Raw genomic sequence first — 12,716 nt, 5'->3', positions numbered from 1 at the left:
CGGGGTGTCCTGATCACACTGTGTCGACCGCCGACCCGGGGATAGTGCGTTTGCTGGTCTCGGGCTGACCGGGCGTGTCTCGATAGGGGCTTGCCGGACAGGCGTCATCACGATTCTGACCGTCCGCACGGCCCGGTGCCGGCTACGGGACAAGCCGTCGGCCTGGAAGGGGAACGAGCATGACCGGCACGTCCTCCGCTTCGCGTCCTCGTCGGCGCCGGCCAGCGGCGGAGGTGGTCCTGGGAGTGGACACGCACCGGGATGCCCATGTGGCCGCTTTGCTGTCCCTGGTGGGGGAGGTGATCGGCACCGACGAGTTTCCGGCCACCGCGGCTGGATACCGAGACCTGCTGGGGTGGGCCAGGGCGTCGGGTACGGTGCGCCGGGCCGGAGTGGAAGGGACCGGTTCCTTCGGGGCGGCCCTGTCCCGCTACCTGCTGGCCCAGGGCGTGGACGTTTTCGATGTGAACCGGTTCGACCGGGCCGACCGCCGACGGCGAGGCAAGTCCGACCCGCTCGATGCCGAGAACGCGGCCCGTGCAGTGCTGAGCGGACGGGCGCGCGCCCAGGCCAAGACTGGCGACGGGCCAGTGGAGATCGCCCGGATGTACAAACTGGCCAAGGACTCGGCGGTCAAGGCCCGCACCCAGGCGATCAACCAGCTCAAGGTCGTCCTCATCCGTGCCGATCCGCAGCTGAGAGAGGAACTTGCCGGGCTGGGCAATGCAGAACTCTTCCGCACCTGCGCACGGCTCGTCGACGACAGCCTGAACCACGAGGCCGACGAAGGGGCGGTGCTCCACGCTACGCACATCACCCTGTGCCTGCTGGCCAGGCGCATCAGTCAGCTCAGCGAAGAGATCCAGGACCTGGAAGGCCGCCTGACCCGGCTGGTGGAACGCCACGCTCCGCAGTTGCTCGCGGTGGTGGGCATCGGTCCGGATACGGCCGTCACTTTGCTGATCACGATCGGAGACAACCCGGAACGCCTGGGCAGTGAAGCGTCGTTTGCAGCGCGGTGCGAGGTCAGCCCCGTCGAGCGTTCCTCGGGCAGTCGGCAGTACCGTCGCCTCAACCGCGGCGGCGACCGGCAAGCCAACGCGGCCCTGCACCGGATCGTGCAGACCCGCCTGCGCGTCGACCCGCGCACCCAGGAGTACTACGAGCGCCGCAGCAAGGAGGGCAAGACCCGGCGCGAGATAGTCCGAAGCCTCAAGCGCTACGCGGCCCGGGAGGTCTTCCACCTGGTCAGACCAGTGCAGTCGTCACCTCCGTTATAGGGGCAGTGTGATAGGCGAGTGATACGGTGAGGCCCCGCCGGGGTCCGTCCTGACGGGACTTTGAGCCGAGCCGTGAGACGACGAAGTGCATCAGAGCGCTCCGGTGCGGCTTCGTCAGAGACCGGCTGCGCTGGCGCGCACGATGCGGTTGGCGCTTCATGCGGTCCGTGTTCCTGTGACGCTTCTAGGGTTCGCCCACTTTGCGATTGCACTCGTTGGGAGAGGAGTCCATGTATTCCGGGCGTGTGTTGTCAGTGCCCCCTTGTACCGTCCGGATGTGCCACGCAACCAGCGCTCCTTGAGCGACCAACAAGCCCAGTGGGTACTCCAGTCCATGGCCGGCGGCCACACCACCAGGGCGGAGGCTGCAGACGAACTGGGTGTATCGCGTGCTGTGATCGACGGCATCGTCGGGGGCCGGAGCTACCGTCACCTCCCCCGGCCTACGTCCCTGCCGCTACCACGACCGCGCACCTACCGCGGCAGCGCAGAAACGCCAGGGCGCAGAGCCTTGCGGGAGGCACAGTTCTGGACATCAGTGGACACGTCACCGGGCGAGACTGAATGCTGGCCCTTCCTCGGCGCGCTCAACATCGACGGCTACGGCCAGTACTACGCCGGACGGACTCTGATCGGTACCGTCAGTGCTCATCGGGTTGCGTATGTGCTGGCTCATGGCCTGGCCTCGAACCTTCCCGCACACAGGCTCGTTCGGCATCTATGCGCCAATCCCCCCTGCTGCAATCCGGCACACCTGACGGTTGGCTCGCAGCGAGACAACATGACGGACCGCTTTCGCCTTCATCGGGACCGGCCTGGCCCCCACGCGGTGCGAACCTTGATCCCACCGCCTCCCGGCGGGCGGAGGGTGACGAGCGGCGACCTGAAAGAGCTGGCACGAAAGGCACTCGAGGCGGAGTTCTGGCGGAAGATAGACCGCAGCGGCGGCGACGCCGTGTGCTGGCCCTGGATGGCGGCGAGTCGGCATGACTTCGGATACGGCTTCGTGTATTGGGAAGGTCGCCACACGCAGGCTGCCCGGGTCGCTTATGTCCTGCACCACGGTCTGACCCTGGCGTGTATCGACAGTGATCTTGTTGTTCGGCATCTGTGTCCTGGGGGCAGTAATCCGGGCTGCTGCAACCCGCGCCATCTCAAGCTGGGGACACAAAAGCAGAACATGCATGATCGTCTGGCGCAGGGCAAGTATGACCGGGGAGATGACCACTTCGCGACCAAGGTGTCCAACCGGGAGGTCAGGGCATTGCGGGAGGAGTACTGGAACGCTCCTCATGGGAAGCGGCCTAAGCTCGAAGTCCTTGCCCAGCGGCATGGCGTGTACTGGGGGACCATTCACCGTTGGTTGCGCGGGGCCGGCCGCCAAGAAGCAGGCGGCCCCACCGGCGAGCTGGAGCCCGAGGCGGAGGCACGGACAAACCATGCACGCGGCGAAGCCCACCGCATGGTGAAGATTTCCGACGCTCGGGTGCGCGAACTGCGCGAGACATACTGGAGCATGCCCACGAAGCAGCGGCCGTCCACCGTGTCGCTAGCCGCACGGCTGGGCACCGACTCCAAGACCGTGTGGAACTGGCTGCACGGAAAGTCGCGGCTATCGGCGGGCGGCCCCACCAGCTCCTCTGAGAACAGCGGGCAGCAATCCGGGAAAGAGCCCATACCTGATCGGCAGTCGTGACGAGCTGTACCGGTGTCAGCGGGATCCCTCGGGTTCGATCACCGCCGTTCGGCTCGGAACAGTCAATGGGTTGGTAGTAAGTCGTCGGCCAATCACTCACCAGCCGGTCACTGGGCCTGCGAAAGCCCACGCGCGGGCGGGTCGGGGCAGGCATGTCTCCGAGCAGCAGCTGACGGCACGCGCAATCCGAGTGCGGCGCGGGCAGGTGGTTGCGTCTCTGGAAGTGGTGTACCGGTTCCCACCTGATCCGGGTGTTTGTCCCGGCGTCGGAGTGAGGGTCCGGATATGAGAACGGCCACCGGCTGATCTTCGAGATGTCTAGGCTCGAAGGAGATCAGCACGATGACCGCACCAGACAGTCTGCCCCTGCACGCTCTCGCCGAGGACAACCTCGCCGCGGCGAGTCCCGATCTGCTGCGCGCGATGGTCAAGACGTTCGCCGACGCGCTCATGTCCGCGGAGGCCGATGCCCTCTGCAATGCCGAATACGGGCAGGTCAGCGAGGAACGCGTCAATCACCGCAACGGTTATCGCCCGCGCGAGTGGGACACCCGCGCAGGGACCGTCGAACTCGCCGTCCCCAAGCTGCGGCAGGGCAGTTACTTCCCGCACTGGCTCCTGGAACGCCGCCGGCGGGCCGAGCAGGCCCTCGTCTCGGTGGTCGCCACCGCCTACCTGCTCGGTGTGTCCACCCGCCGCGTCGAGAAGCTCGCCGAGTCCCTCGGCGTCACCCAGCTGTCGAAGTCCCAGGTCAGCGCGATGGCCAAGCATCTGGACGATCAGGTCACCGCGTTCCGCAACCGGCCGCTCGATGCCGGGCCCTACACGTTCGTCTGGGTGGACGCGCTGACCCAGAAGGTCCGCGAGGGCGGCCGCATCATCAACGTCCACGCTCTGATCGCAGTCGGCGTCAACGCCGACGGACACCGCGAGATCCTCGGCATCGACGTCGCCACGGCCGAGGACGGTGCGGGCTGGCTCGCCTTCCTGCGCTCCCTGACCGCCCGCGGCCTGTCCGGTGTCCAGCTGGTCGTCTCCGACGCGCACACCGGCCTGGTGAACGCGATCGGCGCGGTCCTGCCCGGCGCATCCTGGCAGCGGTGCCGCACGCATTACGCCCGAAATTTGCTGAGCCAGGTCCCGAAGTCCGCTCAGCCGTGGGTGGCCACCCTGCTGCGGACCGTCTTCGAACAACCCGACACCGACGCTGTCCAGGCCCAGATGCGGCACGTTCTGGATGCCCTGGAAGCCAAGTTCCCCAAGGCAGCAGCCCACTTGGACGCCGCTCAGCACGACCTGCTGGCCTTCACCGCCTTCCCACGCGAGATCTGGCGGCAGATCTGGTCGAACAACCCACAGGAACGGCTGAACAAGGAGATCCGACGTCGCACCGACGTCGTCGGCATCTTCCCCGACCGCACCGCGCTGATCCGCCTGGTCGGCGCCGTGCTGGCCGAGCAGAACGACGAATGGACCGAGGCCCGCCGCTACATGGGACTCGACCTGCTGGCCAAGGCCCGGCTCCACCCGATCGAGTCAGAAACCGACGAGACCGTCCTCCCGACCGAACTCACCGCATAGCCTCAAAACGAGATCACCGAGTGGCCGGCGATACACCACTCCAGCGGACGTGACCGGGCAGGTAAGCGAACAACAACCGTCGTACGGCGCCGGAACCCTCTGGCCTACCTCAAATCAGCACGGCCGACCGGTGCGGTCTCACACAGTGGGCTCATGACAACGGTCCGCACCGTGCGCACCTACGGGCAACTCGCGCTGCTTCCCCTCGGGTTCGCGAGCATCATGTACGGCGACCTGCTCTTCCGGGACGGCCAGCGGGGGCTCGGCAAGTTCCTCTTCATCAGCGGATGGGTGGTGGCGCTTTCCGGGATGCCAGCCCTGAACCGCTACCTGAAGGCGAACCATCTCCGTGAAGGCATCCTCAAAATCTTCGTGATCCTGTTCATCGTCGGGAGCTTCGCGGTCCCCGGCCCGATCGTCAGTCTGGTCAAGGTCTTCGACGGCACGGCGCAGCCGGTCAACTACCGGCAGGCCGCGCTCTCGCTGGCACTGATCTACATCGCGCTGACGATCACGTCTCGGATCGCCGAGCCGAAGGACCACGTCCTGGAGCGGCTCGCGAGCCGTATCCAGCGAGCGGCTGTCTTCCGGGCGCTGGCGAACGTGACCGGCATCTTCGCCGTGGTGGCCTTCCTGGGGGCACGGTTCGTCGCCACACACCCGGTGCCTCTGATTTCCACTGGCCTGACGCTCGTGGTGGCCGCCGCGGTGGTCACCCACAAGACATTCGCCCGGGCGCGGAAGCTGTGCACGCAGATCCACGCCGACACGCAGACCCTGCTGAGAGACCTCGACGAGCTCGACCAGGCACGCAGCCGCAGCACGACGAGCACGGCGAAGCCCTGGATCCGGCGGCTGCGCGGCGAGCGGCAGGCGGGCGGCGGCCACGCCGACGAGCAGAAGGCGGCGCTGCGGGCCTGGGACGCCGTCAAGCTCGGCCTGTCCACGCCCGTGGACACCGGCTACCGCCGCATCGGCCTGCCGTTCCTCACCGACGAGGTGGTGGCTGAGATTGAGGCGAAGGTGCGGACAGCCGTCCACGGCGGAAGCGCCGGCCCTGCGCGGGCGGACCTGCAGGCCATTCAGCGGGCGTGCTCGGGGCGCGTCGACGTCCTGGCCTAGACCAGTAGTTCCGTATGTGGGGGAGGGCGTCCAGCATCGGGTCGTGACGACCGAGCTAGACACCCTCTTGACCGCACTGTTGTCGTCCGAGAATGCTGGGCTCTGCATGACCTGAGAGGCGCGCAGGGTGGAGCGGCGGTGGACGACGGTCACGGAGCGGGCGAAGCGGGTGCGGAAAGTGGCTTCCTCCATGGTGGTGTCGCCCCCGCCGACGTTCTGACCGCGACGCCGTGAATGGTCCACTCAGAGGCGCGGGCCGATGAAGCACCGGTCGTAGCCGTCACGGAAGGCCACGGTCCGGGCGGGACTACGTGTCGTCACCGTCCTCGAGGACGTCGACGCTGATACTCGCGAGATTCGCCTCTCGGTGCTTCGCACCGAAGCCGTCCTCGGGGATCAGGTACTTGTCCGGTGGGAAGCCCCAGGGCAGGCACCAGGTCATGGCCTTGCCGCGCATCCCGTTGTCGCGCGTGATGACGGTGATCTGACGCGGTGCGATGGCCTGCTGCAGGTGGGCCGCGCGGGCCACGGCTTCGTCGTCGTTGTTCGGCAGGCGTCGGTGCCCAAGCTCGTCGCGTAGGACCTGGACCTCCGTGCCGTCGTGCAGTTCGAAGCGACCTTCGGTGGACAGCCCCTTGAGGACGTCGCCCAGCAGCTCGTAGACCCCGCGCGCCCGTTTCCTGATCTTTTCGCTGCCCTCGGAGTAGGACTTGGTGTCGATCTCTTCCACCACCACGTGCGGGATCACCAGCGTTGCCGGGCCCTTCCCGCACACCCGAGACCACGGGATTTTGTCGAAGCGCTGACAGTGCAGCAGGGTGTTCGCGTCCACGACCAGCACACGCTGCCGGTAGCTGCGGTACTCCTCCACGGTCTGCCGCATCTGGTTCTGCAGTTCCATGAAGTACGTCGCCAGCTCGTCCAACTCCCAGTGCAGCAGCAGCGCGGTTCGGTAGGGCGTCAGGGGGCTGTGCACGATGTGGCTGTAGTGCTCGCCGCGCAGCCGCGCTGGCACCGCCGGGTCGGCGAAGACATCCGCCAGTTGCCGGGCGGTCGTCGCGGTCCACTCGGTGTACTGCCGTAGCGTCACCACCAGGTCGGGCCCGGCCAGCTTCGAGGGTTCCACGCCCGCCAGCATCGGCTGGGCGAAGTTCGGGACGGAGTTGCGGACGTCGTTGAGGCCGCCCTGGACCAGGTCGTCCAGGAACCTGATCGCCTTCTCGCAGGTGACCCCGGGCCGCAGCAACATGGACGACTCCCTTGCTTCTCGGGCTGCCGCACCGTTGCGGGCGACTTCGCCAGCCACATCGTGGCAGCCGATCCCGGCAGGCGGCCACCGAGATCCGCGAGCCTTGAGAGCGATCAGGGCTGAGTTGGTTCGCTGGCCGAGCCTCTAGCCCCTCGCGCACCAAGGCTCTGCAGCGTAATGTCCTCTGCTGGCGTGGTGTGAGTGCCAGTGAGGTCTTCGACTACGGCGAAGTCGAGTTCGGCGGCACGCTCCCACATGTACATCTGCTGCTCAGGGGTCAGTCCCAGCGCCTCGTCAGAAGCGATGAGTTGAAGGGCGGCGGCGGCTAGTCCTGGCGCAGCCGCAGCCACGGCCTGGCGCATGGCCTCGTCGGCGGCATCGGCCGCAGGCAGGTCATCGGCGTAGCGCGCGGCCATCCCGTGGACCTCGACCGCCCGAGCGCTGATCCGCTCCAGGGCGGCGTTCGCGCAGGCATCGCCTTGGTCGGCGCGCAGCACGGGGTCCACCCGGTGGTGGCCCGTGGTCGCGGCGGCCGGTCGCGGCGGTACGTGCTCGGGACCGGATTCCTGGGCGGGCTCGGGGCGGGTGGCTGCAGCGACCCTCGGTGAGCGGCTGCGCAGCTTGTCCACGCGTTGGCGCACCCAGGCGTTGACGCGAGGGCGGGCGGTGGCGAAGCCGCGGGCCGCCGCGTCATATGCGAGGTCCCCCAACCACTGGACCACCTCGCGGGCGAGCAGGTCCCCGAGGTAACGGAGGAACTCGTCGTCGTGGGACCGGTGGTCGTAGCCGTCCTGGTAGCCAGCGGCGTACCGGTCGGGGACGTCGAAGAGTTCGGCCTGGCCGATGAGCGAGTTGTCCCGGTCGTCGCGTACGTTGCCGCGCATCCCGTTGGAGGAGACGCGGGAGTGGTCGAGGTGGGTGCCGGCGGGATACACGGCCTCAACAAGCCTGCGGTTGGGCGGCCGTTCGTTGTCAGACATGGAAGCACTGTAGGAGGCGGCACTGACAGCACGGGGGTGAAGCCACCATCGCGTGAGTGACGCCGAAGGCACCCTTGGCGGGGAGCCCCGGCTGGACACGGGGAGGCGGGCGACTCCGCCACCTCAGAACGCTGCCGTCTTCCGATCGGGAGCAAGAGCTGGGCAGGCCAAGCCAGAAGTCCGAGATCATTCACGAAATCGCGACCAGAACCAAATTCGAATAAGCCCATCAACCCGAACCGGGCAGGCGCCGGTCGCGCAGTCCTCGTCCGTGGAGTCTTCGATCGAGGTCAGCTCGTAGGCCGCGAACTCTTCGGCGGAGATCCGCTCGTACGGCGCCGGGAGTCGGGTGCCGTCGACCATGATCGTGGTGCCCTTCAGGTTACCGGCGCGCCGCCGGCTCGGTCAGCGCTCCTCGGTGGCCCGCTCGGTATGGAGTCCTCGTGGGCGGGCGCCCAGTCGAGCAGACTGGACGCCCGTTCCAGCAATGGCTTGGGTTCGGGCGACCGTCAGCAGCAGAACCTGCGGGTCGTGGCCCGGGGTTCGACGTCCGTGTAAGGCTTGAACCACTCGTCCCACAGGTCTTCTTCGGCCACGTCTGCTTCCAGGAAGTCGTGCGCCCTGTCGCTGACGTCGAGCAGCCCGCTCTCATTAGCGAGGAACTCCCAGTCATAGTCGAACCGAGAGGTCGGAAGGGTCTGATAGACCTCGTCCGCGTGGACGGACTCGATACTGAACCCGCCGATGCCATCCACGGCGTAGCCGAATAGCACGCTCTCGGCCAGACAGCGCGGCTCCGGGATACCGCCGGCAAGTAGATCGGCCGCGAGGTCGTCGTACGCGCGAGCGCAGTGAAGAAGGAACCAGTCCGACTGAGTCCCCGCGCTGACCGGAACGCTGTGCTCCCAGAAGTCGGGGTCATAAGCGGCACGGTACGTCTTGTCCGCAAGGTCCCTCAGCTGCCGATGGAGAACGAATGCGGTCCTGGGCGTTACCCCAACGCCGCCGCAGTCCCCACAGCCGCGGCCCCGGGGGGACGAGCCGCAGACGGCGCACTTCGCGCAGTCCTCGGCAACATTGCAGCCGCAGCTTAGACACCGTTTCCTTTGGCCGTAGTCACGCCAGGGTGCGGGTTCATGGTGGCAGTACGGTGGGGCCGCCCTGATCCACTATGTCTGCGAGGTTGGTCCGATCATGCACGGAGACTTGGACAGCACGTCGGCGCGGGCGCTGGCATGCTCGACTGGACTGCGGATCGGAGGGGCCCTGTACATCCTCGCTGAGCGGGCTGGACTCGCTGACCCGTACTACCTTGCCGATGCAGGTCTACGGGCCGGTCTGCGGGGCGCACCAGGTCGGACGCTCGATCAGGATGTACTGCAACATGCTCGGTCCGGCCTGGATGCTGCTCAGAGCAGCTACTCGGTGGACCGTGCCGCACCATTCACCCAGGCCGGCTTCATGCTGATGGGGCGAATCTTGCAGGCGCTTGAGCAACCTGATGAGCATTACGGTTTGCCAGAGATCCACTCCCTTGCTCGAAGCACCGCAGCCCTGTGGCCGGGTTCGATCGGCCTTGAGATTGACCCTGGCGGCAGCCTGATGTCCTACGAACGGGCCTGTCAGATCGACGCTCAGCGAGAGTTGGAGGCTGGCGGCCTTGATAGGCTTCGTCAGGTTCTGGGCGCGCAGGAGCTGGGCTATCGCCGTCTGGCCAGAGCCCTCGCCTAGGCGGCCGGCGAGCGTGCCAGCCTGCGGTGGCTGATCAAGGCAGCGGCGATGCCTACGAAGGCCAGGAAGTGCTCGGCCTTGCGCTCGTAGCGACGGTGTAGGCGGCGGCATCCGGCCAGCCAGGACACCGTGCGCTCGACCACCCAGCGGTGTCGACCGAGCCTGTGTGAGGACTCAATCCCTTTGCGGGCGATGCGGTGACGAATGCCCCGCTGTCGGAGCCATTTGCGCAGGTGGTCGTAGTCGTATCCCTTGTCGGCATGCAGTTTCGCCGGCCGTCGTCGACGTGGTCCGCGCCGGGAGCGAATCGGCGGGATGCCACACACGAGCGGCTTGAGTCCAAGGCTGTCGTGGGTGTTGGCGGCGGAGATGCCCAGCGACAGGGGCAGGCCGTTGCGGTCGGTGATCAGGTGGATTTTCGATCCGCTCTTGCCACGGTCGGTCGGATTCGGTCCAGTCAGTAGCCCCCTTTTGACGCCCTCAGGCTGACGGAGTCGATCGCGCACCGCGACCAGTCCAGGTCGCCTCGGGCACCGAGCTCGTCGAGGAGGACGCGATGCAGTCGGGCCCAGACGCGCCCCCGACTCCATTGGGCAAAGCGACGGTAGACGGTAGGCCATGCAGGGCCGAAGACCGGCGGCAGTTGCCGCCACGTACAGCCTGAATTGGCTACGAAGATGATGGCGGCCAGCGTTTCGCGGTCACCCGCCCGACGCCGTCCACCGCCCTGCGGACGCTTGATCTCCATGGGTGGCACCACTCGCCGGAACAGCACCCACAAGTCATCCGGAACCAGCCGCTCAACCAGGTCTGTCACAAATCACCCAACGACCCAGCAGCACCAAAGGAAACGGTGTCTTAGGGGGGGCACAGAGCCGCGGGCACACCCGAGTGCGTGACCTGTGAACGTCGACCGCACGACGGCCCGTCCGCTACTGATGGACTTCAATCGGGTCCCCGTCGTGCCGTCGGAGTGGGATCTTGACTCTATGGCCGCGGAGATGACGACGGCCGACGCGCCCACCGAGACCGAGTACGCCCAGTTTCGCGAGACGTACGGCACGGACGTCACCGAGGTGCGAAGGATACGAGTTCCTCCTCGCGAGTTGCGCATGGCAACCTACAAAGCCCCGTATGACGCCACGCGACCGAGTGGCAAGCAGAGGCTCAGTACCGTGTCGACTGCCTGCATGGCCGTGCAGCGCCGTGACCCTGGAACTGGAGAGGGATCCATGTAACCCTCACGAACACTCCGACACTCAGGTGTTGTAGCTCTTCAGTTTCACTTCGCTCCCCAATTGCCTGCGCCCTCCACTGGTATGTCTGCAGCGTAGCCGGTGACCTCCGCCGCCTTCTTTTCGGAGGTTGTCGGCCGCTCGTCCGGGCTGGTCCCTGGCATCGTGCACATCGACATCACGGTGCGACCGAGTCAGGTGAAGGAGGAGCACGCCTTGCCCTTCTTCTCCGACGGAACGCCCCCTGCGTCTTTCGGTTGGCCTTCCCGCGGCTCGGCATTCGCCCACGGCAGACGAGAAATAGCCCCGAAGGACTGGAACCTCCTCTGGGAATATGTCAACGTACAACGTCCCGGAAAATACCAGGTCAGTGGCGGGATTCAGGATTCCAGGCCGACCTGCATGTCGGCCATGACGACATCCGACACCTCGCGCTGCTCGGCCTCATCGCGGAGGCCCCGACCCAAGGAGCACCCCTGTCGAATGCCGCTCTCCGATCGGTCCGATTCAACGCCCCCATCTGCTCGACACTTGGCGCCCTGAACGTATGGACCACATCGGAGCGAGAGGATTGCGCCGCTCCTCCCCGGCGCTGTGCCTCTGTGTTTGTGCGACCGCGTTGACAACGGACTCGGGGCGTTCGTGACGGACGGCGCGGCCTCGTTCTCCGATCGCGCCGACTGGCCCCCTGTGTTTCGTTCGTTGCAGTCGTCCGTGAGTTGCCCTGCGGGGCGCAACATAGACCACGATCGCCGGTTGGCCAAACCGGCGATCGTGACGACCATTGAGGTGTTCTCAGCGGCTGTGCTTGGCGGTGGAGCCGTTCGGACACCATGGCCCTTCATGTCGGCGACCAGTAGTCCCCGTAACTGACAGAGTTTGCACATCAGTTGCGGCGGAGCGGTGCAAGTCGAGCACTGCTGCTTGGGCCGCCGACATATCTGGAACATCTGAGGAAACATCAATGGCTCGTCCACCTGCGCTCAAGCTCGCCGAGGTCCTAGCGGAAATCAGGATGAGCCCGTCGGCTTTCTATCGCCTGCGCGCTCGCGGTCAGGCACCCCGAATGATCAAGCTGCCCAATGGTGAACTGCGCTGCCGCCGCGCCGATCTGGATGCGTGGTGGGATGCGTGTGAAAGGGATACGCCTGGATGGCGATGAGTTATAACGTCCGCTTCTGGGAGATACGTGAGCGCCCCGACCGGCGCAAGCCTTTCCAGATTCGGTGGACGGTTAACGGGCGAGAGAAGTCTGAGTCCTTCATCGCGTTCGCGCTTGCTGACAGCCGGCGTGCGAAGCTGATGACAGCCGCGCGCGAGGGTGAGCCGTTTGACGAGCACACAGGTCTGCCAGCATCCGAGTTGCGGGCCATCAAGCAGCGCACTACGTGGTACGACCTGGTGCACGAATACATCGAGCAGAGATGGGAGCGCACGCCAGGGAACACCCGCCGCACCCTGGCTGATGCCTTCGCTACGGTCACGCCCGCCCTGGTACGCCCCGGCGCAGCGTATTCCGATCCGCGGGTACTGCGGCGTGCCCTGTACTCGTGGGCATTCAACAAGAAAGCCTGGGAGTGCGAGCCCACCGAGGAGTGGCTCCACGCGCTGGACTGGATGAAGCGTAACTCGCTGCCGGTCAGCGCCCTCGCGGAAGCCGACGTTCTGAGGCGGGCCCTCGATGCGATGTGCCGCAAGCTGGACGGCAAGGCGGCTGCGGCTAAAACAGCCCGACGCAAGAGGGCTGCGTTCAACGAAGCTCTCAACACTGCAGTGGAAAAAGGGGTACTTCGCAGAGAATCCCCTCAAGGGGCTCCGGTGGCAGGCGCCGGCAGTCAATGA

The 12,716-nt window shown here is 66.4% G+C and carries 12 protein-coding genes and 2 pseudogenes; 8 read left to right on the top strand and 6 right to left on the bottom strand.

Annotation, left to right across the window (positions count from 1 at the left end; all coding sequences use genetic code 11):
- The first annotated feature begins 179 nt into the window (after positions 1-179).
- The 5 genes and pseudogenes from BLW82_RS05015 to BLW82_RS05000 all read left to right on the top strand — a co-directional run bounded on the left by BLW82_RS05015 (position 180) and on the right by BLW82_RS05000 (position 5,679).
- Positions 180-1,280, top strand: coding sequence for an IS110 family RNA-guided transposase (locus BLW82_RS05015; protein WP_093497655.1), 1,101 nt, complete (start codon positions 180-182; stop codon positions 1,278-1,280).
- 142 nt (positions 1,281-1,422) lie between these two features.
- Positions 1,423-2,052: pseudogene (locus BLW82_RS46195) on the top strand (hypothetical protein); the annotation flags it as partial.
- Positions 2,053-2,148: 96 nt separating this feature from the next.
- Positions 2,149-2,976: a hypothetical protein gene (locus tag BLW82_RS45150; RefSeq protein WP_256215647.1), complete on the top strand. Its 828-nt coding sequence runs from the start codon at positions 2,149-2,151 to the stop codon at positions 2,974-2,976.
- Between the two features lie 342 nt (positions 2,977-3,318).
- Positions 3,319-4,557 (top strand): IS256 family transposase, encoded by a 1,239-nt coding sequence (locus tag BLW82_RS05005; protein WP_093496986.1) that lies wholly within the window; start codon positions 3,319-3,321, stop codon positions 4,555-4,557.
- Between the two features lie 171 nt (positions 4,558-4,728).
- Positions 4,729-5,679, top strand: coding sequence for a hypothetical protein (locus tag BLW82_RS05000; RefSeq protein ID WP_093497654.1), 951 nt, complete (start codon positions 4,729-4,731; stop codon positions 5,677-5,679).
- A gap of 81 nt (positions 5,680-5,760) precedes the next feature.
- Here the strand turns inward: BLW82_RS05000 and BLW82_RS43080 are convergent.
- The 5 genes and pseudogenes from BLW82_RS43080 to BLW82_RS04980 form a co-directional block, all read right to left on the bottom strand.
- A pseudogene (locus tag BLW82_RS43080) lies at positions 5,761-5,892 on the bottom strand (NAD-binding protein); the annotation flags it as partial.
- 94 nt (positions 5,893-5,986) lie between these two features.
- On the bottom strand, positions 5,987-6,928 hold the full coding sequence (locus BLW82_RS04995) for a PIN domain-containing protein (protein ID WP_006143213.1): 942 nt from the start codon (positions 6,926-6,928) through the stop codon (positions 5,987-5,989).
- A gap of 113 nt (positions 6,929-7,041) precedes the next feature.
- On the bottom strand, positions 7,042-7,908 hold the full coding sequence (locus BLW82_RS04990; protein WP_256215646.1) for a hypothetical protein: 867 nt from the start codon (positions 7,906-7,908) through the stop codon (positions 7,042-7,044).
- A gap of 186 nt (positions 7,909-8,094) precedes the next feature.
- A complete protein-coding gene (locus BLW82_RS04985) occupies positions 8,095-8,271 on the bottom strand; it encodes a hypothetical protein (protein WP_202799563.1) in 177 nt (58 codons plus the stop codon).
- A gap of 146 nt (positions 8,272-8,417) precedes the next feature.
- The gene (locus BLW82_RS04980) at positions 8,418-8,681 is read right to left on the bottom strand and encodes a hypothetical protein (protein WP_093497652.1); all 264 of its coding nucleotides are present in this window, start codon (positions 8,679-8,681) and stop codon (positions 8,418-8,420) included.
- 433 nt (positions 8,682-9,114) lie between these two features.
- Between BLW82_RS04980 and BLW82_RS43840 the strand changes: the two genes are divergently transcribed.
- On the top strand, positions 9,115-9,639 hold the full coding sequence (locus tag BLW82_RS43840; RefSeq protein ID WP_143063620.1) for a hypothetical protein: 525 nt from the start codon (positions 9,115-9,117) through the stop codon (positions 9,637-9,639).
- Here the strand turns inward: BLW82_RS43840 and BLW82_RS04970 are convergent.
- Positions 9,636-10,387 (bottom strand): IS5 family transposase gene (locus BLW82_RS04970; protein WP_371131269.1). Its coding sequence is split into 2 segments (ribosomal slippage): positions 9,636-10,099 and positions 10,099-10,387, totalling 753 coding nucleotides; the frame shifts between segments, so codons are not numbered across the junction. The genes BLW82_RS43840 and BLW82_RS04970 overlap by 4 nt on opposite strands.
- A gap of 1,451 nt (positions 10,388-11,838) precedes the next feature.
- On the opposite strand from BLW82_RS04970, the gene BLW82_RS45145 reads away from it, so the two are divergent.
- A complete protein-coding gene (locus tag BLW82_RS45145) occupies positions 11,839-12,036 on the top strand; it encodes a helix-turn-helix transcriptional regulator (RefSeq protein ID WP_073946053.1) in 198 nt (65 codons plus the stop codon).
- Positions 12,027-12,716, top strand: a complete 690-nt coding sequence (locus BLW82_RS46190; RefSeq protein WP_177232839.1) for a hypothetical protein — start codon at positions 12,027-12,029, stop codon at positions 12,714-12,716. The genes BLW82_RS45145 and BLW82_RS46190 overlap by 10 nt, the downstream gene beginning before the upstream one ends.

Source organism: Streptomyces sp. Ag109_O5-10 (genome assembly GCF_900105755.1).
Classification (GTDB): Bacteria; Actinomycetota; Actinomycetes; order Streptomycetales; family Streptomycetaceae; genus Streptomyces.
Note: the sequence above shows the minus strand (reverse complement) of the source record. Positions and strands in the feature narration are given on the sequence as shown.